Source organism: Mesorhizobium sp. USDA 3734, from assembly GCF_056279665.1.
Map to the genome: position 1 here is coordinate 3,293,400 of NZ_JBWCCW010000001.1, position 22,647 is coordinate 3,316,046.

At 62.4% G+C, this 22,647-nt stretch carries 27 protein-coding genes; 12 read left to right on the forward strand and 15 right to left on the reverse strand.

Going from position 1 to position 22,647, the window contains the following annotated elements; translation table 11 throughout:
- Positions 1 to 28: 28 nt before the first annotated feature.
- Positions 29 to 1,672: an ArnT family glycosyltransferase gene (locus tag ACZ89F_RS16030; RefSeq protein ID WP_476092884.1), complete on the reverse strand. Its 1,644-nt coding sequence runs from the start codon at positions 1,670 to 1,672 to the stop codon at positions 29 to 31.
- 287 nt (positions 1,673 to 1,959) lie between these two features.
- On the opposite strand from ACZ89F_RS16030, the gene tyrS reads away from it, so the two are divergent.
- A complete protein-coding gene (gene tyrS / locus ACZ89F_RS16035; protein WP_476092886.1) occupies positions 1,960 to 3,213 on the forward strand; it encodes a tyrosine--tRNA ligase in 1,254 nt (417 codons plus the stop codon).
- Positions 3,214 to 3,219: 6 nt separating this feature from the next.
- Here tyrS and ACZ89F_RS16040 read toward each other — a convergent pair whose 3' ends face one another.
- The gene (locus tag ACZ89F_RS16040) at positions 3,220 to 6,600 is read right to left on the reverse strand and encodes a hypothetical protein (RefSeq protein ID WP_476092888.1); all 3,381 of its coding nucleotides are present in this window, start codon (positions 6,598 to 6,600) and stop codon (positions 3,220 to 3,222) included.
- Positions 6,601 to 6,695: 95 nt separating this feature from the next.
- Here ACZ89F_RS16040 and ACZ89F_RS16045 point away from each other — a divergent pair, with 95 nt between their 5' ends.
- Entirely contained in the window at positions 6,696 to 7,163 is a 468-nt protein-coding gene (locus ACZ89F_RS16045; protein WP_476092890.1) for a peroxiredoxin, read from the forward strand.
- Positions 7,164 to 7,304: 141 nt separating this feature from the next.
- Entirely contained in the window at positions 7,305 to 8,609 is a 1,305-nt protein-coding gene (locus ACZ89F_RS16050) for a M23 family metallopeptidase (RefSeq protein ID WP_476092892.1), read from the forward strand.
- Between the two features lie 100 nt (positions 8,610 to 8,709).
- On the opposite strand, the gene ACZ89F_RS16055 is transcribed toward ACZ89F_RS16050, so the two are convergent.
- From ACZ89F_RS16055 to ACZ89F_RS16065, 3 genes are all read right to left on the reverse strand, one after another.
- Positions 8,710 to 8,877 (reverse strand): hypothetical protein, encoded by a 168-nt coding sequence (locus ACZ89F_RS16055; RefSeq protein ID WP_476092894.1) that lies wholly within the window; start codon positions 8,875 to 8,877, stop codon positions 8,710 to 8,712.
- Positions 8,878 to 9,035: 158 nt separating this feature from the next.
- Complete coding sequence (locus ACZ89F_RS16060) at positions 9,036 to 10,073, reverse strand: M20 metallopeptidase family protein (RefSeq protein ID WP_476092896.1); 1,038 nt, start codon at positions 10,071 to 10,073, stop codon at positions 9,036 to 9,038.
- A gap of 186 nt (positions 10,074 to 10,259) precedes the next feature.
- Positions 10,260 to 11,438 (reverse strand): M24 family metallopeptidase, encoded by a 1,179-nt coding sequence (locus ACZ89F_RS16065; RefSeq protein ID WP_476092898.1) that lies wholly within the window; start codon positions 11,436 to 11,438, stop codon positions 10,260 to 10,262.
- A gap of 224 nt (positions 11,439 to 11,662) precedes the next feature.
- Between ACZ89F_RS16065 and ACZ89F_RS16070 the strand changes: the two genes are divergently transcribed.
- The 6 genes from ACZ89F_RS16070 (at position 11,663) to ACZ89F_RS16095 (ending at position 17,007) form a co-directional block, all read left to right on the forward strand.
- The gene (locus ACZ89F_RS16070) at positions 11,663 to 12,829 is read left to right on the forward strand and encodes an ROK family transcriptional regulator (RefSeq protein ID WP_476092899.1); all 1,167 of its coding nucleotides are present in this window, start codon (positions 11,663 to 11,665) and stop codon (positions 12,827 to 12,829) included.
- Positions 12,826 to 13,590, forward strand: a complete 765-nt coding sequence (locus ACZ89F_RS16075) for an ATP-binding cassette domain-containing protein (RefSeq protein ID WP_352870593.1) — start codon at positions 12,826 to 12,828, stop codon at positions 13,588 to 13,590. The genes ACZ89F_RS16070 and ACZ89F_RS16075 overlap by 4 nt, the downstream gene beginning before the upstream one ends.
- 39 nt (positions 13,591 to 13,629) lie before the next feature.
- Entirely contained in the window at positions 13,630 to 14,670 is a 1,041-nt protein-coding gene (locus ACZ89F_RS16080) for a sugar ABC transporter substrate-binding protein (protein WP_476092901.1), read from the forward strand.
- A gap of 147 nt (positions 14,671 to 14,817) precedes the next feature.
- Positions 14,818 to 15,813, forward strand: a complete 996-nt coding sequence (locus ACZ89F_RS16085) for an ABC transporter permease (RefSeq protein ID WP_476092903.1) — start codon at positions 14,818 to 14,820, stop codon at positions 15,811 to 15,813.
- 14 nt (positions 15,814 to 15,827) lie between these two features.
- The gene (locus ACZ89F_RS16090; protein ID WP_476092905.1) at positions 15,828 to 16,598 is read left to right on the forward strand and encodes an SDR family NAD(P)-dependent oxidoreductase; all 771 of its coding nucleotides are present in this window, start codon (positions 15,828 to 15,830) and stop codon (positions 16,596 to 16,598) included.
- Between the two features lie 181 nt (positions 16,599 to 16,779).
- A complete protein-coding gene (locus ACZ89F_RS16095) occupies positions 16,780 to 17,007 on the forward strand; it encodes a hypothetical protein (protein WP_476092907.1) in 228 nt (75 codons plus the stop codon).
- A gap of 191 nt (positions 17,008 to 17,198) precedes the next feature.
- On the opposite strand, the gene ACZ89F_RS16100 is transcribed toward ACZ89F_RS16095, so the two are convergent.
- From ACZ89F_RS16100 to ACZ89F_RS16110, 3 genes are all read right to left on the reverse strand, one after another.
- Positions 17,199 to 17,567 (reverse strand): hypothetical protein, encoded by a 369-nt coding sequence (locus tag ACZ89F_RS16100; protein ID WP_476092909.1) that lies wholly within the window; start codon positions 17,565 to 17,567, stop codon positions 17,199 to 17,201.
- Entirely contained in the window at positions 17,564 to 17,809 is a 246-nt protein-coding gene (locus ACZ89F_RS16105; RefSeq protein ID WP_476092911.1) for a hypothetical protein, read from the reverse strand. The genes ACZ89F_RS16100 and ACZ89F_RS16105 overlap by 4 nt, the downstream gene beginning before the upstream one ends.
- A 292-nt stretch (positions 17,810 to 18,101) precedes the next feature.
- Complete coding sequence (locus ACZ89F_RS16110; RefSeq protein ID WP_476092913.1) at positions 18,102 to 18,821, reverse strand: SOS response-associated peptidase; 720 nt, start codon at positions 18,819 to 18,821, stop codon at positions 18,102 to 18,104.
- Between the two features lie 80 nt (positions 18,822 to 18,901).
- Here ACZ89F_RS16110 and ACZ89F_RS16115 point away from each other — a divergent pair, with 80 nt between their 5' ends.
- Positions 18,902 to 19,144 carry a hypothetical protein gene (locus tag ACZ89F_RS16115; RefSeq protein WP_476092915.1) on the forward strand — a complete coding sequence of 81 codons (243 nt, stop codon included), beginning with the start codon at positions 18,902 to 18,904 and terminating at the stop codon, positions 19,142 to 19,144.
- Between the two features lie 12 nt (positions 19,145 to 19,156).
- Here the strand turns inward: ACZ89F_RS16115 and ACZ89F_RS16120 are convergent, their stop codons facing one another.
- Positions 19,157 to 19,378 carry a DUF768 domain-containing protein gene (locus ACZ89F_RS16120; protein ID WP_476092916.1) on the reverse strand — a complete coding sequence of 74 codons (222 nt, stop codon included), beginning with the start codon at positions 19,376 to 19,378 and terminating at the stop codon, positions 19,157 to 19,159.
- A gap of 96 nt (positions 19,379 to 19,474) precedes the next feature.
- Here ACZ89F_RS16120 and ACZ89F_RS16125 point away from each other — a divergent pair, with 96 nt between their 5' ends.
- The gene (locus ACZ89F_RS16125; RefSeq protein ID WP_476092917.1) at positions 19,475 to 19,711 is read left to right on the forward strand and encodes a DUF982 domain-containing protein; all 237 of its coding nucleotides are present in this window, start codon (positions 19,475 to 19,477) and stop codon (positions 19,709 to 19,711) included.
- A gap of 50 nt (positions 19,712 to 19,761) precedes the next feature.
- Here ACZ89F_RS16125 and ACZ89F_RS16130 read toward each other — a convergent pair whose 3' ends face one another.
- The 6 genes from ACZ89F_RS16130 to ACZ89F_RS16155 all read right to left on the reverse strand — a co-directional run bounded on the left by ACZ89F_RS16130 (position 19,762) and on the right by ACZ89F_RS16155 (position 22,306).
- Positions 19,762 to 20,004 (reverse strand): hypothetical protein, encoded by a 243-nt coding sequence (locus ACZ89F_RS16130; RefSeq protein ID WP_476092919.1) that lies wholly within the window; start codon positions 20,002 to 20,004, stop codon positions 19,762 to 19,764.
- 51 nt (positions 20,005 to 20,055) lie between these two features.
- Positions 20,056 to 20,562 carry a hypothetical protein gene (locus tag ACZ89F_RS16135; protein WP_476092921.1) on the reverse strand — a complete coding sequence of 169 codons (507 nt, stop codon included), beginning with the start codon at positions 20,560 to 20,562 and terminating at the stop codon, positions 20,056 to 20,058.
- The gene (locus tag ACZ89F_RS16140; protein WP_476092922.1) at positions 20,559 to 20,891 is read right to left on the reverse strand and encodes a hypothetical protein; all 333 of its coding nucleotides are present in this window, start codon (positions 20,889 to 20,891) and stop codon (positions 20,559 to 20,561) included. Before ACZ89F_RS16140 ends, ACZ89F_RS16135 begins: the two co-directional genes overlap by 4 nt.
- A gap of 21 nt (positions 20,892 to 20,912) precedes the next feature.
- A complete protein-coding gene (locus ACZ89F_RS16145) occupies positions 20,913 to 21,095 on the reverse strand; it encodes a hypothetical protein (RefSeq protein ID WP_476092924.1) in 183 nt (60 codons plus the stop codon).
- Entirely contained in the window at positions 21,067 to 21,360 is a 294-nt protein-coding gene (locus ACZ89F_RS16150) for a hypothetical protein (protein WP_476092926.1), read from the reverse strand. Before ACZ89F_RS16150 ends, ACZ89F_RS16145 begins: the two co-directional genes overlap by 29 nt.
- A 97-nt stretch (positions 21,361 to 21,457) precedes the next feature.
- Complete coding sequence (locus tag ACZ89F_RS16155; RefSeq protein ID WP_476092928.1) at positions 21,458 to 22,306, reverse strand: glycoside hydrolase family 108 protein; 849 nt, start codon at positions 22,304 to 22,306, stop codon at positions 21,458 to 21,460.
- A gap of 56 nt (positions 22,307 to 22,362) precedes the next feature.
- On the opposite strand from ACZ89F_RS16155, the gene ACZ89F_RS16160 reads away from it, so the two are divergent.
- Positions 22,363 to 22,581, forward strand: coding sequence for a hypothetical protein (locus ACZ89F_RS16160; RefSeq protein ID WP_476092930.1), 219 nt, complete (start codon positions 22,363 to 22,365; stop codon positions 22,579 to 22,581).
- The last annotated feature ends 66 nt before the right edge of the window (positions 22,582 to 22,647 follow it).

The window sequence follows — 22,647 nt, forward strand, 5'->3', positions numbered from 1 at the left end:
TGTTGCCGTCACGGGCATCGACGAGCCGTCATGGGGCCACACGATAAAGGCCGAGCGACAGTTTGTCTCCCGACGAATAGTTGAGGCCGTCGACTTCGGCAACGCGGGTCGCCGACTTGCCTTGCGCCGACAACAGGCCATTCAGTTTCTGCTCGTCCCCGATTTGTGCCAGCGCCAGCGCGCAGGCCGGATCGCCAAGCAGATGTCTGGCGACACCATCGACATCGGTCAGGACGGTCCTGGTGCCGACCAGGAACACCAGGCTCGGCTCGTGATATTCCGCCGAGGCGAGCACCGTGGTGTCGCAAAGCCTGTTGGCTTGGACCGCAGCCTCGATCGCCGGGCTCAGCCAGATCGGCTTCAGCGACGGCGCGATGACGCCGAACAACAGCCCATAGGTGATGCCCGCACAGACCGCGATGGCGCCGATGCGGCGCAACGGCACTTGCAGCTGCCGCGAAAAAGCAAAATAGCCCGCCGCCAGTGCCGCCGCGGCCGCCGGAATGCTCCACCAGGAGAAGGTGCCGGTGAGGTAGATCGGCGCTCCGATGCAGACCGCGGCCAGGCCGAGGCTGACCACGGCAAGACCAAATGCCGTCGACCACCACAACCAATCCTGCCAGCGCCTGAGCGGCGCATTCGCCTCCTGCGGCGACAAGGTCAGCAGCCAGCCGATCAGCAGCGCCATGCCGGGATAGGCCGGCAGGACATAATGCGGCAGCTTGGTCGGGATCAGCTCGAACACCAGCCAGAACGGGATGTACCAGGCCAGGCAGAAGCGCAGGCGCGGATCGTCGCGCAGCCGGTTGAGGGCCTGCAGCCCAGCACCGACCGCGATCAGGCCGAAGGGCCACATGAACAGCGAATAGGTCAGCATGTAGAAACCGGGCGGCAAGCCGTGCGATTCCTCGCCCGACGCGACCTTGGCCACCATGTCCTTGCCGACGGCATCCTGGAGAAAGGCGCCACCGCTCTTCCAGGTGATGAGGACGACCCAAGGCAGCACGATGAGAAGCACCAGGGCGACACCGCGCACGAGCTTCAGCTTCAAAAGCCAGCGCCAGTCGCGTTCGAAGGCAAACAGCGTGGCGACCGTCAGCACCGACAACAGCGGGGCCACGGGCCCCTTGATGAGGATCCCCAGGCCTTGAGCCGCCCAGAAGATCCACGGCAGGTGGGCGGCCACCGGTTCGTTCCGGCGCGCTGCCAGATAGATCTGAGCGAGCGCGCCTTGCGCTGCCACGCAGCAGGCCAGCAGCATGGCGTCGGTCTTGGCGTCACGGCCCTCGAAAGCGGTCGCGAAGATCGCCGCTATCATCAGGCCGGCGGCGAGACCTGCATTGGCACCGAAGAGCTTCGTGCCCGTCCAGGCGATGCCGACGACGGCCAAGGCAATGCCAAACATGGAGACGAGGCGGTAGACCCAGATCGACGCCGCGGCCCCCTCGCCACTCAGCGCCACGGCCGCCGATTGCAGCCAGTAGATGCCGATCGGCTTCTTGTAGCGCGAGGCATCCTGAAAACGGATGTCGACATAGTCGGAGGTTTCGACCATCTGCTTGGTGGCCTGGACAAAACGGGACTCGTCGCGGTCGATTGGTGGAAGGCTCATCAGCCCACTGAGCGTCATCAGCAGGCTGAACAGAAAGAGGATGAGATAGTTCCTGTTCATCGCGGAGCTTTCCGGATCTGATCTGCGGGATGGCCCCGTCGCGGCGCTTCAGGCCCTGCCCCCTGCGCGGCGCCTCAATACGCCAGCCAAAACGGCGAAGCAAGGATTCGCAACGCCATCCGCGCGGGCCGCAAAACCGGAAACCACTTTTGCCGATCGCGAGTCCTTGTTGGAGCGCGATCAGACGCAAAACCGGATTCCACTTTTGCTGATCGCGCTTGGATGCTAAACGCCCGCGTTCATGCACGCCTGAGCCACAGCGGCCGGGCGCTTTCGGGAAAGAAACAATGTCCGCCTTCAAATCCGATTTCCTGCGCACGATGAGCGAGCGCGGTTTCATCCACCAGACGTCGGATGATGCCGGCCTCGACAATCTCTTCGCCAAGGAGACGGTGACGGCCTATATCGGCTTCGACGCGACCGCCAAAAGCCTGCACGCCGGCTCGCTGATCCAGATCATGATGCTGCACTGGCTGCAGCAGACGGGTCATCGGCCGATCGCGCTGATGGGCGGCGGCACCTCGATGATCGGCGACCCGTCGTTCAAGGACGAGGCGCGCAAGCTGCTGACCCCGCAGGACATCGACGACAACCTCGCCGGCATCCGCCGCAACTTCATGCCCTACCTCAAATTCGGCAGCGGTCCGAACGACGCCATCATGGTCAACAACGCCGACTGGCTGATGGAGATCAACTACGTCAACTTCCTGCGCGACGTCGGCCGTCACTTTTCCGTCAACCGCATGCTGGCCTTCGATTCCGTCAAGCTGCGGCTCGATCGCGAGCAGTCGCTGTCGTTCCTCGAATTCAACTACATGATCCTGCAGGCCTATGATTTCGTCGAGCTTTACAAGCGTCTCGGCTGCCGCCTGCAGATGGGCGGCTCCGACCAGTGGGGCAACATCATCAACGGCATCGATCTCGGCCGCCGCATGGAGGACGCGCAGCTCTATGCGCTGACCACGCCGCTGCTCACCACCTCGTCGGGCGCCAAGATGGGTAAGTCTGCCTCGGGCGCTGTCTGGCTCGATGCGGAGATGCTGAGCCCTTATGAATTTTGGCAGTACTGGCGCAACACCGAGGATGCGGACGTTGCCCGCTTCCTGAAACTCTACACGACGCTGCCGCTGGACGAGGTCACGCGGCTTGAGCGGCTCGGCGGGTCCGAAATCAATGAGGCGAAGAAGATCCTCGCCACCGAGATCACCGCCTTGCTGCACGGCCGCGCAACCGCCGAACGAGCCAGCGATACGGCGCGCAAGACGTTCGAGGAAGGCGCGCTCGCTGAATCACTACCGACCGTCGAGGTTGACAAGGCTGCGCTCGAAGCCGGCGTCGGGGTCCTGTCGCTGCTCGTCACCGCCGGATTGGCGGCGTCGAACGGCGAGGCGCGGCGGCATGTGCAGGGCGGCGCGGTGCGCCTGAACGACGAGCCGGTCAGCGACGAGCGCCGGCTGGTGACCCCTGAGGATTTGAGTCCGGAAAACGTCGTAAAGCTTTCTCTGGGCAGGAAAAAGCACATCCTAGTGCGGCCGATTTGACCTCGATCACCGGTACTCGAAGATCGACCTGAATATCCCGGGCGCGATCACCGACAGCGGATTGATGTCCAGCAGCGGCTTGTTGGCATTGCCCCTGAGCCGGTAGGTGACACCGATCAAGCCCCGGTCGCGGCCATTGCCGAGCAGCGCGCCCACGATGGGCAATTCACCGAAGATACGGTTGAGGCCATAGACCGGCATGAACGTGCCGGTCATGTCCATGTTGTTGTTCTGGTCGTAGAGCGTGCCCTGGAACGTCGTGCCGATGCGCGGGCCGCGCAGCACGCCATTGGCCAGTTTCAGATATCCGCCGCCCTTGTCGATCTCGGCGTAACCGCGTTCGAACTTCACCCGCGACGTGTCCAGCTTGCCTTTGACCGCCTGATTGAGGCTGCGGCTGTCGCCGGCCGGCGTGGTCGAGACGATGGAGGCAAGTTTCGGTTCATTGACGACGAAAAAGTTGCTGGTGTCGACCTTGCCCTTCAGCGATCCGTCGCTCGGTCCCGCCAGCGCCAGGGTGATCGCTCCGCCTTCCATATGCTCGTAGATGTTGAGGAACCTGAGGATGGCGCCGGCGTCGGCGGACTGCATGTTGAGCGCGCGCCGGCCGGCGCCAGTGGTGTTGCTGATGCTGATCGCAGCGCCCGAACTTGCCGTGGCGCTGACCTTCAGCCCGTTCACCCGCGAACCGGCCGCGCTATAGTCGAGCTTCAAATTGGACAATTGCTCGTCGTGGAAACCGGTCAGTTGATCGACATCGGCGCTGACCGAAATGGCATCGGACCCGGTCGTCTTGGTGGCTGTATCGACGTCCGAGGTGAATTGCTTGATGAGCGAGCGTGCATCCAGCGCGCTGCCTGATATGTCGACCGCATAGCCCTTGCCGGATCGCTTCACCGATACCGCGACGTCGTCGCCCCGGTTCAAGGTGACCTTGCTGAACCGCGCCGACGACAGCGCGCCATTGACCAGCACGATGCTGCCGTCGATGGAGAACGTCTTGCCGTCGAGATCGAAGTCGGACAGCGTCGTGGTGTCGCCGGACTTGGTCATGACGAAAGTGACATTGGCGGGAACCCCCGCCCCCTTGCTCCAACCCGCCCAGGGAATGTCCAGCCTGGCATTGGTCAGATCGGCCGAAACGTTCTGGTCGCCGCTGCCGCTCTTGTCGATCGCGACCTTCACCGTTCCGCCAAGCAGCGGCTTCAGACCGGGCATGGCGGCAGCGCGGACCTTGTCATCGAGCACCAGGGCCACCTTGCGGCTGCGCGCCGGCCCGTCATCCCTGAGCGGCTCGATCAGATCGAGTTCGGCCGGAATGCCGTTCAGCAACGCCTTGGCGGAGATCACCGCCTTTACAGGGTCGACCGTGATCGAACCATCGGCATCCGTCACGACCTGCCCCTCGAAAGGCTTGGCCAACGACATGCCGCTGTAGTCCAGCGACACCAGCCAATCGAGTTTCGAGGAGTCGACGCCGGACTGCAGCGGAATATCCGCCTTGACGTGTCCGGTGACACTGCCCGACAGGTCTTCCGGCAGAAAGCCGACATGGCGCATGGCGTTGATCGGTTCGTAGGATGCGAGTTCGGCAACAGCGGATGCGTCGCCTTCAACGTCGATATCGAGCGCGCCGACGACCGGCGGGCGGTTGGCCGCCTTGACTGTCAGCGTGCCGTTGCTGGCCGCCACGGTGCGACCGCTGGGCATATAGACGGTGCCCGAGGACAGGGAGATATCGACATCGTTGCCGTGGAAGCCGACAACGCCAATCGCGTCACGTATCGGCGGGATGCGGCCGGCGGTGTCGAAGCGCGATCCCTCGATCTGGAAGCGGCCGAACACCTCATCGGCGGACAGCGGCACGCCGTTGCCCAGGCGGCCCGGCACGACCTGGAACTGGAGGTTGGCGTCGACGACGCGGCCGCCGAACAGATTGGCCAGCACCCACAGCCGGGCGTTGCGCGCTGAAAACCATGGCCACAGCTGCTTGACGTGAGAGACCTGCATGTTGTGGATGTTGAACGCCAGATTGATCCCCGGCGCCTTGCCGTCGACGAACTCCACGGCGGCGGTGCCAAGCACTTCGCCGGAGGCAGTGGATCGAAGCGCGATCTGCTCGGCGACCAGTCTGTGGCTCACCGTGTTGTAGACACCGGCAATCCGGGCGAGGAAGGTGAGCGCTGGCTCGGGTGACTCCGTAGGGGCAAGCGACGACCTGTCGCTGGTCAGGTCGTAGCGATAGGACGGCTCCTCACCCGCCGCTCCGCTTGCCGGCTTCGGCCCGATCGAACCGGCGAAATCGAATGTCGAACGGCCGGTCTTCAGCAGCAATCTGTCGACCTGGACCTTGTTGCTGCCGGCAACCAGCGTCGCATCGACATCGACATCTGCCGGCAGCAGCCCGCGCGTGCCGAGATCGAGGATCGAGCCCGTCGATGACACAGCGGCCGTCAGCCGCGATGCATTCACGCCGAACCCTTCCGATCCTGTCAGTTTCAACGCGACCGCACCCAACTTTCCGGCAGCGGCCGTCGTGTCACCGGCATCAGCCAGATCGATGCTCGCATCCAGCGCCGTGACGCGGTGTGCCGCGATATCGCGGGTGGCGGAAGCTGCAACGGTGACCGTCCTGCCGTCGACATCCGCCCTGGAGGAAAACTGCATGCCGCCGGGTCCCGACTGCGCGACGGTGGCGTCGGTGATCTTGAAGAGCTTGATCGTTCCGGCTTCGGGCAGCACGAATTCGACATTGCGTAGATCGATCTGGCGCAGCGAATCTTCGCGCACGGCATCGAGCGCGCGGTTGACGTTTGCGAACACCGCAACGGACAGTTTCTCCGGATCGATGAGGCCGTCGGCATTGCGCAGGGCGGCCGTCCAGTCGCCGCCTGACGGCATCGCCGCCACGACAATGCGGGCATCGGAGATCCTGGCGCTGGTCAGCCGCACATCCCCCCACAGCAGCGGGATCAGGCGCACGCCGAAGCGCACGCGGCCGGCATCGGCCATCGGCTTGCCGTCTGATGTCTTCAAGCTGACGTCGCTGACCTGGAGCGCTATGAAACTCGAACTGTCGAGGGTGATGCGGGCGGGCCCGACCGCGACATTGACATCGACACCCGCCAGTTTCTCGAGAGCCGTTTCCGCTTCCGTCCGAAGCCGTTCGGAACCGACGCCGGACGCACCGATGAGATAGACAACGACTGCCGCCAACAAGACGAGGCTGGCGAAACCGGCAAACACCCTTGCCAGGAGGCGAAAGCCGCGTCCGATCGACGCCTGACCGAGCGGCGGCACGCGGCAGGCGGACGGAAAGGTCCCCAGGTCGGTGATCTCATCACGCCTGAACCGGATCTTCTCGTGCTGCGGCTGCTCCTGATCCACGCAATTTTCCGTTGTACGAACTCGATCGTGGACGAATCCCCGCTCGACACTATATCGGTGTGGCTTGGCGCGTAACCACAAACAAGGGCATCGGTATGGCTGACCTCGACGTAGGCGATCTTGCGCCGCAATTCGACCTGCCGCGGGACGGCGGTGGATCAGTCAGCCTTGCTGCATCCCTGGGCAAGCCCATTGTCCTCTATTTCTATCCGCAGGACGACACGACGAGCTGTACGCAAGAGGCAATAAGCTTTTCGCAGTTGAAGCCGGAGTTCGAGAAGGCCGGCGCCGTGGTGATCGGCCTCTCACCTGACAACGCCAAGAAGCACGACAAGTTCAAATCTAAATACAATCTCACCATCGACCTTGCGGCCGACGAGGAGCGCAAGGTGATCGAAGCCTACCATCTGTGGGTCGAGAAATCGATGTATGGCCGCAAATACATGGGCGTCGAGCGCGCGACGTTCCTGATCGGCCGCGACGGGCGGATCGCCGGGATTTGGCGCAAGGTCCGCGTCAAGGGCCATGCCGAAGAAGTGCTCGAGGCCGTTCGCGCGCTTTGAGGTTTACGGCTGACGCGCCTTCCGACAACCTTATGCCCGCCTGACGGGCAATCGCTGGCGGCAAGCTGGTACCGCAAGCCTTTGTTAACCCTAATAATGTGTAATCAAGCTTCGTGGTGTCGTAACCGAAAGCTTGGTCCCGTGAACGCAACCGGTCAGTCAGCAGTCTTCGGCAGGCGCAAGGAGCCCCATACGGTCATCATCGCCCGGGGCAACGAGATCAGGCACTTCACGATCCGCCCCTGGCTCGTGGCCTTTCTTGGCTCGGCGCTCGCCGCCATTGCCATCGGCTACCTCATGGCCACCTCCTACCTCGTGCTGCGCGACGATTTGATCGGCGCCACCACAGCGCGGCAGGCGCGCATGCAGCAAGCCTATGAAGATCGCATTTCGGCGCTTCGCGCCCAGGTCGACCGCATCACCAGCCGCCAGTTGCTCGACCAGCAATTGATGGAAACCAAGGTCAGCGAACTGCTTGAACGCCAGAGCCAGCTGAGCCAGCGTCACGGTAGGCTTGGCCCGCTGCTTGAGCGCGCCGAGAACGAAGTCGGCGCGGCGCCGGCCGAAGATCCGGCAGCGGCGGGCAAGCCGGACAAACGCGCCGAAGTGACCGGCAGCATCGCCCCATCTGCACAGAACTATGCAGTCGCCAGCCTGAGCGCCGACCTTGGCGCCGGCGACACCAGGCCGTTCTCATTGTGGTCGACGCGCTCCGACCCGCTGCCCAACGACACAGCCGCAGATCGTGCCGACAAATTGTTCGTCTCGATCAACCAGTCGCTGAAATCCATTGAAAGCGACCAGCTCACCCGCATCAGCACGCTTGCCGACAACGCCTACAAGAGTGCCGACGCGATCACCCAGGCGCTTCAAGCGGCCGGACTGCCCGTCGACAGCGACTTCGGCAAGGACGATAGCGATGTCGGCGGACCGCTGATCCCGCTCGACTCCTCGATGATGTTCGACAGCAAGGTCAAGGAGTTGGACGAAGCGCTTGATGCGCTCGACCACCTCAAGAAGGAAGCACGCCAGCTGCCGCTGACCAACCCGGCGCCGGGTCACTCCGTCACCAGCCCGTTCGGCGTGCGCACCGATCCCATCCTCGGCACCGCAGCACTGCATTCCGGCATGGATTTCAGGGCGCCGATCGGCATGGCCGCAAAGGTCACCGCGCCCGGCGTAGTCACCAAGGCAGGCTGGAACGGCGGCTATGGCCGCATGGTTGAAGTCGACCACGGCAATGGTTTTGCGACACGCTACGGGCATCTCAGCGAGATCGACGTGACCGTGGGCGAGAAACTGGACGCCGGCGCCGTCATCGGCAAGACCGGCAGCAGCGGCCGCTCGACCGGCCCGCATCTGCACTACGAAGTCCGCCACAATGGCGAAGCCATCGATCCCTTGCGCTTCCTGACTGTCGGCAAGAAGGTCGCCCAGTACCTCTGAGGTGCAGAGCCCTGAGCTGATCGGCGGCGCAATATTCCAGGACCAGCCCTATCCCCGCTCGCAGGCAATCAGGCGTTCAGGCAGCCATCCCGCGCTGCCCTCACTTCTTTTTCGGGTCCTTGTCGCCGTTCGGAGCTTTCCCCCCGCGGCGCGAACGCAGATTGTCGAAGCCCATATAGTGGTCGACATCCGACGTGTTCCATCTGCCGCCCACATAGATGATTGCAATGGCCGCAGCGAAGATCAGCAAGGCATAGATCGTTTCCATATCTCTTATGTAGTGCGCAGGGATCGCTCGTATAGCTACCGGCTTTTGTGGGCCGTTTCTCGCTGTTCACCGCCGTGGTGATGGCTGGGCACCGCGCGATCAAATACTGAGCCGGCGATGCGTTCGCCGGCTTTCGGCCGCCGTGCGCGCAGCCTTGGTTATTCGGCACTCTCCCGTTGCATCGACAGAAACGAGGTCGCTGCCGAAACCAGGGTGGCGGCACCGACTTTCAAGGCGGCCTCATCGACGCGAAACCTGGCATGGTGAAGCGGAAAGATCGATCCGACCTCCTCGTTTCGGATTCCGAGGCGGAAATAGACCGAGGGGCGTTTCTCGCTGTAGTAGCCAAAGTCGTCCGCGATCGTCCATCCGGGCGTATTGAGAACATTGTCGGCGCCGATGCAGGCCTTGGCACTGGCGACAATCAGCTCCGTCATCTCGACGTCGTTGACGACGCCGGGTTCGCCCTTGTGGATGTCGATCTGCACACTGGCGCCATGGGCCGCTGCGATTGCCTCCAACATCGCACGAACGCGCCGCCAGGCCCGCTCGCGGGTGGCGTCGCTGCCGCTGCGGATCGTCCCTTTCAAGGTGACCTTGCCGGCGATCACGTTGTAGGCGTTACCGCCGTTGATGCCGGTCACGGAAATGACCAGGGGATCGTAGGGATCGATCTCACGCGAGACGATCTTCTGCAATTCCCCGACCATGGAGCAGGCCACGGCGATCGCATCGATGCCCTCATACGGCTTTGCCGCATGCGCGGCCGAGCCGGTGACGACAACGTCAAATGTATCGCAGGCCAGAGTATACGGGCCGGAGCCGACGGCGATCTTGCCGGACGGCGTGTATGGATCAACGTGGACGCAGATCGCGGCATCGATGTCGTCGAGAAGCCCCTCTTCCACCACCCGTCTGCCGCCCGACGGTTCGTCCTCCTCCGCCGGCTGGAAGATCAGGCGGACGGTTCCACCAAAACCATCCCTTGACTGGTGAAGATGCGTGGCAACCGCAAAGGCCATCGACGCGTGGGCGTCGTGGCCACAGGCATGCATCACACCTGGATTTATCGATGCGAATTCGACACCGGACTCCTCCGCGATCGGCAAGGCATCGATGTCGGCGCGAATGGCCAGCTTTCGATTTGACGGCTTGCCGGTGCCGACAATGTCAACCGCCAGGCCAAAGCCCGCCACGTCGCGAATGTCGGCAATTCCCTGCCGGCCAGCATCTGCCTGAGATAACGCTGCGTGTTGACTTCGCGGTTCGAAAGCTCTGGATTGCGGTGCAGATGGCGGCGGATCTCGATCATCCGGTCGAGAATTCCGGCATCGATATCGATCGTGCCGGGAATCGCAGAACCGCTCGCCATGGCGGGCCCCTCAGGATTTGACATGGATCTCTCGCGGGAACTTCGTCAGCGTCTCATTGCCGGTTTCGGTCACCAGGATGGTCTCGCTGATCTCGATGCCCCAGCCGTCCATCCACATGCCGAGGATGGAATGAACGACGTTGCCCGGTTCAAGCACAGTCTTGTCGCCGGGCCTCAGGCTGATCGTGTGTTCGCCCCAATCCGGCGGATAGGCGACACCGATCGAATAGCCGATGCGCGACTCCTTCTTCAGTCCATAGCGCTGGATGACCTTGCGCCAGGCGCCCTCGACGGCCTCGGCTGATGTCCCTGGTCTGACCGCATCGAGCACCGCATCCATGCCCTCGATCACCGCTTTGGCCGTGTCCGAGACATTTGTCGGCGTCTTGCCGAGTTGCATCGTTCGCGCCAGCCCGGCGGCATAGCGGCGGCAGACGCCGGCGAGTTCCAGGGCAATCGTCTCGTTGTCCCCGAACCGCCTGTCGCTCCACATGATATGCGGCGCGGAAGCGTTCTCGCCGCCGAGAATTGTCGGCGGCAGCGCAGTGATATCGCCCGCAAAGTCCGGGCTGCCGGCGATTTGCGCCGCCTGAATGGCGGCGATGGCATCGCACTCACGAACACCCGGCGCGATCACCTCGAAGGCCCGCGTGACCGCCGCTTCGGCGAGCGTCGATGCCTTGCGCAAATAGGTGATCTCGGGCGCCGATTTCACCGCGCGGATCCAGTTCACCAGCAGATCGGCATCATGCCATCTTGCATTGGGAAGTCCGGCGACAAGCCGGGCATGCGCTTTCGGGGAGAAATAGTAGGCCTCGAGTTCGATGCCGATGTGTCTGAGACCCCAGCCCTTCGCAACGATCCAATTCGCGATCCAGTCCATGGGATGGCGATCGACGCGCTGGACATGGTCTTCCGGGAAGCCAACCACGTTCTCGGGCTTCATCCAGGCTGTCAGAAGACCACCGGCCGCATCCATGGCACGCCCGATCCAGACCGGCTCGACCTCTTCGATCGGGACGAGCACAACCTGCGGCGTATAGAATGACCAGCCATCATAGCCAGTGATGTAATGCTGGTTGGCAACGTCATTGACAACCAGGAGCTCGAGACCGCGCTTGGCCATCTCAGTGCGGATCTTGCGCAGCCGCTGTTGGTATTCGTCGCGGGCAAAAGGCAATTCGATCATCTTTGCTCCATGCTTTGTCGGATCAACGGTCGCGGGTTCGCCCACCTTTGAAACGGTTTCGACATGGCGGCAATCAGCCAGGGCGGCGCGTAAGCAGGTCCTGAGCAGGAAGTGTCCATTCACGGCCTTCCCCAGATTCGGGTTTCGCCGTCATTTATTTTTGAATTCCATTTGACTGAATAAATAAGCGGTGCCAAGTTACGCTCTCCTAAGGGGCGCACGTCATGGCACTGCGGGGGACCAATCAAGAGTTTGGGCGGCCGTACAACCGGCGCATCGTGCTTGAGTCCATCCGCCTTCATGGACCGATCGCCCGCGGCGAGATCGCCCGGCGCGTCGGACTTACCGTCCAGACGGTATCGACCATCGTCCGCGAACTGGAAGACCAAGGCTACATCCTGTCGGTGCGCGAAGAGCCGAAGGGGCGCGGCCTACCTCCGGCGACCCTGCGCATCAACCCCGAGGGCGGCTATGCCGTCGGCGTCCACATCACCCCGCTCGGCATCAGTGCCGCCTTGATCAATCTGAGCGGCGACGTGATCGAGAGCAACTATCGCGAAGCCCCGAACGCGGCGCCGGACCATGCCTTCGAGCTGATCGGGGCGATGGTGATCGAATTGACCAGGCTGCGGGCGGGCGGACGGGTGCTCGGGGTCGGCCTGGCCCTGCCCGGACCGTTCGGCGTCGAATCCATGAGCTTTGTCGGCCCGACCACCATGACCGGCTGGAAGGATGTGGCGCTGCGCGAGCGGCTGGCGACCTCGACCGGATTGCCGGCCTTCTTTGAAACCGACATGGCGGCAGCGGCCATGGGCGAGCGCCTCTACGGCCTCGGCGCCCGGTTTTCCGAATACTACTATCTCTATTTCGGCGTCGGCCTTGGCGGAGTCATGGTTCATGACGGCGGCGCGTTGCGCGGTGCCTGGGGAAATGCCGGCGAGATCGGACACATTCCCGTCGTTCCCGGCGGCGAGGCTTGCCCGTGCGGCAACAGCGGCTGTCTCGAAAGATACCTCTCACTCGAGGCGCTCCGGCGCTGGAACGGCAGCGAGGCCGATTGGGTGGCTGAAGTCGGCACGATCTTCCACAATGCCGTCGCCATCATCGAGAACCTGTTCGACCCGGAGACGGTCATCCTCGGCGGGCTGGCATCCACCGATCTGCTCGAACGGCTGGCTGCTTCGGCAGGAGGCCTGCACAACTCCGTTTCCGCACGGAAGGATCGCACGACGCCTCGGATCGTCGTCGCGCGCGGCGGGCAACATTCGGTGTTGCGCGGCGCCGCCGCCCTTGCGGTTTCGGGGGTGCTGTCACCCCGCTTCGGGCAGATGTTCGCTGCCGAACGCGAGCGCGAGCGCGACCTTCTCAAGGCCAGGGAGATTGCGGCATGAACGAACCCCTGCTGGTGCTCGACAACGTCACCAAGAACTATGGCGCGATCGAAGCGCTGAAGGGGATCAGCTTCTCGATCGGCAAGGGCGAGGTCGTGGCGCTGCTGGGCGACAACGGCGCCGGCAAATCGACGCTGGTCAAGATCATCGCTGGCGGACTGGAGCCGACCTCGGGCCGCATGCTGTTCGAGGGCAAGGAATTTCTTGCCCGGTCGCCCGCCGAGGCCAAGGCGGCTGGCATCGAGACAGTCTACCAGGACCTGTCGCTGTGCACCAATGTCGACGTGGTCGCCAATTTCTTCATGGGCCGTGAGATCACCAGGAAGGTTCTCGGCATTCCCGTGCTCGACGAGCGCGCCATGGAAGCCGTCGTTGGAAAGGCGCTGGCCAGTGCCGGCACCCGCATTCCCTCGCTGCGCACCAATGTCGAGCATCTTTCGGGCGGCCAGCGGCAAGCCATCGAACTCAACCGGTTCGTGCACTGGGGCGGCAAGCTGGTGCTGCTCGACGAGCCGTTTGCAGCTCTTGGCGTCGAACAGACGCGGCGCGGCCTCGACATGATCCGCCAGGTGGCGAACCAGGGCATCGGCGTCGTCATCATCACCCATATCATGCAGCAGGCCTTCCAGGTCGCCGACCGGATCGTGGTGATCCGGCAAGGCGTCGTGGCCGGCGATGTCGCACGCAACAAAACAAGTCCCGATGCGGTGATCAACATGATCACCGGTGAGACGCTTGCCGGTGCCGGACCGACAGGCTGAGGGACAAAAGAGGGGTCCGGCTTAAGAGGAGCGAACGACATGAAGCGAATACTTCTTGCTGTCTTCGGTATCCTTGCACTGGCCTTTGCCACGCTCACGCCGGCATTCGCCCAGTCCAAAGGTATCGTCTACTATATGGTGCCGACCCTGCTGGACGAGTTCCAGACCGGCTCGGTGAGCGCGCTGGAGCTGTTCCTGAAGCAGACCGGCTACGAGATGAAGACGCTGAACGCCGACAACAAGACCGACGCCCAGCAATCGCAGATGAACGACGTCATCGCGCTGAAGCCGGCGGCGATCATCCTTGCCGCCGTCGATTTCAATGCACTGAAGCCGTCCATCGAAGCCGCGCGCGCGGCCGGCATCCCGGTGGTCGAGTTCGACCGCCAGATCACGTCGACACCATCCGACTTCACCTCTGTCGCCGGAACGGTCGAGATCGGCTACGTCGCCGCCGACCAGGCCGAGAAGCTGCTGAAAGCAAAGAACGGCTCGGTGAAGGGTAAGGTGCTGCAGGTGCTCGGCGATCCGGGCGACCCCTATACGCTCGACATCCAGAAGGGCTTTGAAGAGAAGATGAAGGCGTTTCCGGACGTCAAGATCATCTCGCTTCCGGCCATGCAGTGGGAAGCCAGCAATGCCGGCACCATCGTTGCCGACCAGATGCTGGCGAACCCCGACATCGACCTGATCTTCAGCCATGCCGCGCACCTCTCGGTCGCCGCCGTCGCCTCGCTCGAGGCCGCCGGCAAGAAGCCGGGCGACGTCATGCTGATGAGCTCGAACGGCGCTCCGGTCGGCCTCGACCTGATCCGCAAGGGCTGGCTCAACGCCGAAATAGAGCAGCCGCTCTACGCGCAGGCCGCGGCCGTCGCCATGTTCATGGACAAGATCGCCAAGAAGGAAGAGATCAAGCCCGGCGAATACGACGTGCTAGGCCTGAAATCGACCGTGACCAAGGAAGCCTGGGGGCCGAACATCAAGATCCCCGGCGCCGCCATCACCAAGGAAAATGTCGACAACCCGGCCTTCTGGGGCAACCAGAAGCCACCGACGGACACCGTCAAGTCGGTCGAATAGTCATTTGAAAGCGCTCCGGGCCGTAGCGGCCCGGAGCCTGCCCTTTCACAGCGCCGCGTCCGAAAGGACGCTGTGGCGAATTTGAATCCGCGCCTTAACCCGACGAAATCGAGTTGATTTCGCGGGGGCGCCAACCGGATCACCTACATGAACCCGCGCACACGCAAAGCCCTGGAGTTCGTTCTCGACAACCTCGTCTGGTTCATGCTGCTGTTCGTGCTGGTGGTCTTCTCCATCTTCGTCCCGAACTATTTCCAGCTCGGCATCTTCGCCAACATCATCGAGGCTTCCAGCGTGCTGGGTGTTATGTCGATCGGCCTGGCGCTGGTCATCATCGCCGGTCACATGGACCTGTCGGTGGAATCGGTGGCCGCGCTCAGCGCCATGGCGGTCGGCATCCTGTTCTGCTCGTCCGGAATAGGGCTGGGCGTTCAATTGTATCCGGAATGGCTGATGGTTCCGGTGTCGCTGCTGCTGGCGCTGGCCGTCGGCGGCCTCATCGGCGCCTTCAACGGCTACCTCGTGGTCAAGGTGAAGATGAGCGCCTTCATCATCACGCTGGCGTCCTACATCTGGGTGCGCGGCCTCGTGCTGGTGATCTCGGGTGGCCGCTCGGCGCAGGACCTGGCGCCGGCCATCCGCTGGTTCGGCATCCAGCGCCTTGTCGGCCTGCCGCTCACCGCATGGATCGCGGTGGCCTGTTTCGTCGTCTTTTCGCTGATCATGGCCAAGACGCCGTTCGGCCGGCATCTCGTGATGATCGGCGGCAACGAGACGGCGACCTTCCGCGCCGGCATCCGGGTGAACCGCAATCTCATCATCGCCTTCGTTCTCGCCGGCGCCATCGCCGGCCTTGCCGGCTGGTTGTTGGCGATCCGCACTTCGGGCGCTACCGCCAATCTCGGCGTCGGCCTTTTGTTCAACGCCTTCGCCGCCGTCGTCATCGGCGGCGTCAGCCTCAAAGGCGGCGTCGGCACCCTGCCCGGCGTCTATGCCGGCGTGCTGCTGCTGTCGGCCATCAACACGGCGATCAACCTGATGGGCCTGCCGGCCAACTTCACCCAGGTGATCCACGGCCTGCTGGTGCTGGCCGCCGTGCTGCTCGACGCTTTCAAGCAAACCATTCGCCAAAGACTCGCATGACAGGAGGGGCTGGCATGACCGGACGGCTGAAAGACAAGGTGGCGCTGGTCATCGGCAGCGCCCGCGGCATCGGCAAGGGCATCGCGCTGCGCTTTGCCGAGGAAGGCGCGAAGCTGGTGCTGGCCGATACCGAGGTCGAGGCCGGGCAAGCGACCGCTGACGAGCTGGGCGTCCCCTTCATCCGCACCGACATCTCGCAAATGAGCGACGCCGAGGCCGCCGTTGCGCTGGCGCTCAAACTCCATGGCCGCCTCGACATCATCGTGCAGAATGCCGGCATCTATCCCTGGCAGCTGATCGAGAACACCAGCGCCGACGACTGGGACCGCGTCATGGCGGTCAATCTGCGCGGCACCTTCAATGCCAGCCGCGCGGCCCTGGTGCCGATGAAGGCGCAAGGCTTTGGCCGCATGCTCTACACCTCGTCCATCACCGGCCCGCATGTCACCAGCCCGGGCCATGGCCACTATTCGGCCAGCAAGGCCGGCATCAACGGCTTCATCCGTGCCGCCGCGCTGGAATTCTCCGGCTACGGCATCACCGTCAACGGTGTCGAGCCCGGCAACATCCTCACCGAAGCCATCGAACTGCATCGCGGCGCGGCCTATATCAAGAACATGGAGGACTCGATTCCGCTCGGCCGCCTCGGCAGCCCGCGCGACGTCGCCAACGCCTTCTTGTTCCTCGCCTCCGACGATGCCAGCTACATCACCGGCACGACCATCATTGTCGATGGCGGGCAGTTGCTGCCAGAGGGTAACGACTTCCGGCTCCTGCCGCCTTGATCGTTGCAGGGATGACGATGGATCGCTCAGTCCTGACGACGAGCGGGAATGAGAACCATACTTCAAGCGACAGATTCATAGCCCGCGCATTAGTTACCAATATTCCCCCACAAGTTGCAGCGGAACAACTTCGCGTCTCAAAGGTTGTTCACCAAGTGCTGATCTAAGGGGATGTTTGGGAATGACCAAAGAAATCAGAACCAGCCATATCTACCAGCGGGCTCATGCTTTGGCCGAGGGTGGTGTTCACCACTCGCCAGCCGAGATCGTGGCCGCATTGCTGGCTGAGGGTTATCCGGAAGCCGCGGAGCTGTTGAACTCCAGAAACATCCATGCCGATCTGCTGCGGGTTTGTGATGCAGCGGCTGATGGAAGGCCAGCCACTCCGCACCGCGATCTTCGCCATTGACTCGGCCGTGGATGAATTGCGATTGGAATGGTGGGCGATGACGGGCTCGAACCGCCGACATCTTCGGTGTAAACGAGCGTTCAAACCGCAGAAACTGCGCATTCCCGGGCTTTTTCGTGCCGTTTGTGCCCAGTTACATCACCTGAAACTGGGCGCTTGCGATGGTTATCTGGGCGCTTTCTGGGCGCTTTCTATTTCGGATAGTCAGCCTTTACCACGATCCGTGTATAGGCACGCTCGACCCCGAAGACAGCCTCATCCTTGGTCAGCACCGATCCTCTCGATGATCCCTGATACCAGTTCCAGATACCCTTGGAGGGCGGGTGAAGTTCCATCATGATCCGGCCGACATACTTGCTCTGGAATTCTGCTGAGAAATCGCATGGCTTCGAGTTTCCGGCGATGATCGTCCTGCTCCACTGAAGATGAACGCGGGCGCCGCGGTCGACCAGATATTGGAAAGCATCTTCCTTCGTCTCGAACGTCTCCAGGATCGAACTACCATCCACGACTTGCCAGCCGCGTTGGTAGGCGAAGCGGACCTTGAGGCGTTCGCTCATCCCCGAAACCGCTCAGTGTACCAGGTGATCTTGCCATCGACCTTCATTGGCTTGTGTATCATCAGGCGCTTGGGCAGGTGTTCCGGATGCACCTCGAGAAGCGTGATCTTGATCTGTGGCTTGCAGCGGCTGCAGTCGAACTTCAGCGCGAGCGGATCGACGCCACCGCCGTAGACCATCATCAGATCGGCCGATCTGCAGTAGCGGACATTGCCGCAGCTGCATTCTGCTTTCACAAGCATGTTGTGCCGGGTCGCCTTGCCCAGCGTGTCGATCGGATCATGCGCCATGAGAACAGAAAAGGAACATTTTCCTTGCCCGTCAAGCCTGACTGTGGAATCTTTTCACCATGAGCGATGAACCATCGAGACTTGCCGAGGGCATGACACCGGCACAGCGCGACCGCGTCAGAGTGCTAGGCCACACGTGCGAACACGAAGGTTGTGGTAGGGTCGCAGGATGGGGTTTCGCGCGGCCCCGCCGCGAGTCGCATTGGTTCTGCTTTGAGCACCGCAGCGACGGCGACCGCTACCTCTAGACGTCAAACAGGTCAGTCGGCCCGAGGCCGATCTCGTCGATGATATCAGGCGTGTTGTTGCGAGGACTGCCCACCTTGCTGTCGATCGGCCACATCTTCATCAATTCGGACGGATAGGGCTTCATCAGGTCGCGCGGATCTGGCTCGGGGCCAAGCCAGCGCATGTAGTCTTGCCGCGCCAGGATAACCGGCATCCGATCGTGGATCGTGGCCATCATTTCGTTCGGCTCACAGGTGGTGATTGCGAAGGTTCTCACCAGTTCCCCGGTCACTTTGTCGGCATACTCTTCCCAGATACCGGCCATGGCGAACGGCTCGTCATCCTTCATGGCGATGGCATAGGGCTGCTTTTTCTTGCCGGAGGCGTCCAGCTTTTGCCATTCGAAGTAGCCGTCGACCGGCACCAGGCACCGGCGTGAGGCATACGCCTTGCGAAACAGGCCATTGGTCGCGATGGTTTCGCAGCGGGCGTTGACGGGCGGCGGGCGACCGCCTCCATCGCGCGCCCAGCCTGGGACCAGGCCCCACTTGGCGGACACGAAGCCGGCCATGGAGGTCGATAGCTCTTCGCGGATAATGATCGGATAGTTCAGGCTGGGCGCACCGTTCCAGATCGGGAACCCGTTCCCCAGGCGCTCGACATCGCCGGGGTGGGCGAACTCGAAGCGCCGCACCATGTCTGGGATTGTCGATTTTACGAAAACGCGTCCACACATTTTAGGGTCGTCTCATTGACAAGGATCGAGGCCCGACCAAAATGGGAACGGAGTGAGAACGAGTCAAGGCGATTGTTGTGATGCCGAAGAAGCCAAAGGACGTGTTGCTGCCTGGGGTATCGGGCGTAACAATCGATATCGATGACCGAGACAATCCCAAGGTTTGCCTGGTTGGGCTGCTGACTGCTGAGGGGAAGCGATCCTTCACTTTGAACGAAAACGGCGCACGAATGATGGTGACGGCGATGCGCTCATTTCTCGATCTCATCGATGGACCTGCATCGGTGACAGCCGCGGCAAAGCGCAAAGGCCCCACCAACTGAAGCCCATAGGCGTCATTCAGGCAGGCCGGCATCGTAGTGCACGATGGCATCGAGTATGGTGCGATAGAGGCTGTCGACCTCCTCGTCGATCTCCTCTCGCTTGATCCCGACCGACTTGGCGTCGGCGATCAGCTTGTGCGTCAGTTCGTCAACAGAGATGACGTCCGCTTTCGTGGTCTCGGGAACGTTGTTGGCGATCCAACGATCTAGAAAGTTGATACCGCGTGTGCTCATTGAGGCTTAAGCTCGATCTGGCACTTAGGTTCCTGCAATACGTCGTCAAGGTGACATTGACGCAATTTTAGCGCCGCCACATATACAACAGCGACGATGCTATGGTTCTCGCCTCCCGTACCCGTTCGGACAAAACGCATCGGCATGACGCGTCAGGTGAACAACGTCGATGCTGCAGCGGAGGAGCTGTTGGAGTGGGACAAGCGCGGGGCAAAGTGGCGCGCCGCCGTTGAAGCATGCATCGCCGCCAAGGAAGGCACCAAGACGCCCGACGACGCGAGAAAGGCGTTCCTGGCTGCCGCCCGGGCCTGTGGCATGTTGCGGGACCAATAAAAAAGCCGCCCCGGCGAACCGGGGCAGCTCCTATTTGTCGGCGGCGATCATCACTCTGCTGGGGTGAAGTCCAGATAGAACTTCTGGCCAGGCTCGATCTTGCCGATCAGAGCAGGGTTGGCGATGGTAAGGCTCAACTCTCCGGCCGGCGAGAACTTGGCGTAGCTGTTATCCTCGTCGGATCCGTCAGCCGGATAGGCCTTGGCCGCGACAGCGTTCATGGTGATCCGATCGCCACCGACAAAACGGTCGACCTTTTGCACCTGCATCTTGGCACGCATGGTTGTGGACATTTCAGTCTTCTCCTTTTGATGAAATGCCCGGAACCGCCGGGCGCGGATGACTTAGCCGGCCCGGCCAGGCAGCGGCGGCAGGTTGAGGCCTTGCGTCTCGCTCGGCGTCACGCGGAAATAGACGCGCGGCGAGGCCACGATAATGGGCCAGCCCAGATTGTGGGTGAAGTTACAGGCGTAGCTCAGCCTGATCACGTAGAAGGCGGTGCCGGGATGGACGGCATCAGGGATGGTGATCGTCCTGTCATAAGTCTCGCGACCCGGTCTGGTGTTCGAGGCGAACGTGTAGTTCGCAACGGCATGCTCGGTATCCGTCGAATCGGTCAGCGTGCGCGCCGACTTGATCACCGGGCAGATGCGATGGCGGTAGACGTCGAAGTGGATGTCGATCGTTCCGCCTGCCGGAGCCGACTTTTCCATGGCGGTGGCGGAGATGAAATCGATCGGCGGCGCACGGTCTATGGCAGCGTTGACCAGCCAGGCCAGCAACACGGCGATGGGAGCGGCAATCACGGCCGAGCGCCAGTCGAACGCATGGATTTTCTCGCGAAGCGTCATTTGAACGACCTCATGACGTAGGGGGACACGTAACTCCAGATTTGGTTGAGTGCGACGAGGAAGCCGGCTAGCACGAGAACGAACTTGGGGATCGAGCGCATGGCGCCACTGATCACGGCCGACCTCGTGACCATCTTGAAGCCGGCATCCCATTTGTCGTCTGGCAGGGACAGAAACTTCTTGAGGCGCCTTGATTCCTTTTCGTCCAGGTGGCTGACCTCGATCAGCCGTTCCCGTTCGTCCTCATTGAGACGGGCAATCCATTCAATGGTGCGCTTGTCGAGTTCCCGCCAACGCTGCGGCAACTCGCGCGGATCTGTTTCAGCCATCGGGCCCCGTCGCTCTCTCTGTCAGGATTTCAGTTCGGCCCGGCGCGCGGCGCTGGCCTTGGTGTGGCGGTCGCATTCCGCGCGGGTGTAGAGCTTCACGGCACAGCCCGGTGCCATCGTGAGGTCGATCTTGTTCTGATCGGTGACCGTCTTGCCTTGCGCCCCTGCAAGGCTGTTACCGAGGGCCGAGCGTAGCGGCGTCACACCGCTGACGCCCGAAGTCGTACACGCCCCCAGCGTCAATGCACTCGTCAAGAGACATGCGAGCGTCAATGCCCTTGTGGATCGCATCGGTATTCTCCTTTTCGATCTTGGCGCGGACCTCGTCAGCGCCCCAATGCTTGATGAGTTCGTAGCCGCCAAAGACGGTTCCCGAGACGGCGAGAGCGATGGCCGCCCATGCCACGATGGCGGCGATTGGGCGTGGAACGCCGGTCAGGCCGGCGACGATACCGATGATCGCGCTCATAGCAGCCATCCGACGACGAGACCGATGACGGCTCCGGCCGCAAACGGCGGCCAGGACTGGCGAAGATACGCGGCGATCAGTTCGATCCGGCCTTCCATCACGGTGCACTCGACAGAGCGTCGGCAATCTTTGCTGCCTTCCGGCGCGCGTAGAGGCTGTAGAGCCCGCCGCCGATGAGCAGCACCGCAGCAGTCAAGGCCAGACCGATGACAAGCCAGGTGATCCAGTGGGAAGCTGAGGAAAACGGCGTCAACTGGTCCTGCAATGTCTGCAAGACACCAGCCGTGCCGCCAGCGCCAACACCACCGCCCGCCGCCGCGTCGGACACTGCTGTCGATGGTGCGACCTGAGCGTCCTCGACAGAGCCTTTTGCGGAACCGTCAGCCACGAACGACGCCGCAACCGGCTTCGCCCCCGTGGCCCATGCCTGGCCGCCACTGCGCACCTCGGCAACTCGAGCCGCCCAGCCCTTGCCGAACGTGCGCCACGTCTTCAGAGCTTGAAGAAAGCGAAGGCGCTGGTCGCAGATGCGATCGATTAGATTGTCGTAGTTGGTCACCGCTGCGACCGCGGCAAGTGTCCCCTCGCCGATGTTGCCGTCGATCGAACCCTTGTAGAGAGGCCCAAGCGCACGCTGCAGCCACTTCACGGACTGGTTGACGCCGGAGTTTACAGCGCCGTCGAACACGACATAATCCACGCCGGCGGGCAATTGGTCGCCCTTCACAGCGTCCCAATACTGCCGATCGTAGATGTCGAACAGTTCATCCGACGTCAGCGACTTCACTGAACGCGTGGAAAGGCCTTTGCGCTTGCGGTAGGCGTCATAGACGCGCTGCGTCACGCCCTTCATCGTCGGGCCGCCTGGATCAGCGGGGTTGTTCGAATAGCCGCCTTCGTGCACCAGCACGCGGGCAAGCGATTCCTTTTCACGGGAAACGGCCATGGGATTTTCCTTCTTCGGATGATTGACTATGGTCGGCGCCGGGAGGGCCGATGGGGATGAAGTTCAACGAACCGCGAGGCCACTGGTTTTCGCTGCCCAAGCCGTGGCTAGGGCTATTTCAAGATTTGCGAGACAGAGTTGCCGACAGGGCCGGCGAGATCCGGACCTATGACGGCGGGCATCTCCGGCGGATTGACGGGGTATGGGAAGTGCTGCTGAGTGGCACCCACAACGATGCCGATGTGGTGCTCAACGCGCTGCGGAAGGCGAACTAGGCTCAAATACAGGAACGCTGCTTCTTGCCAACTGCTTTAGTCCACTTGAGTTCTTCCGCCACTCGG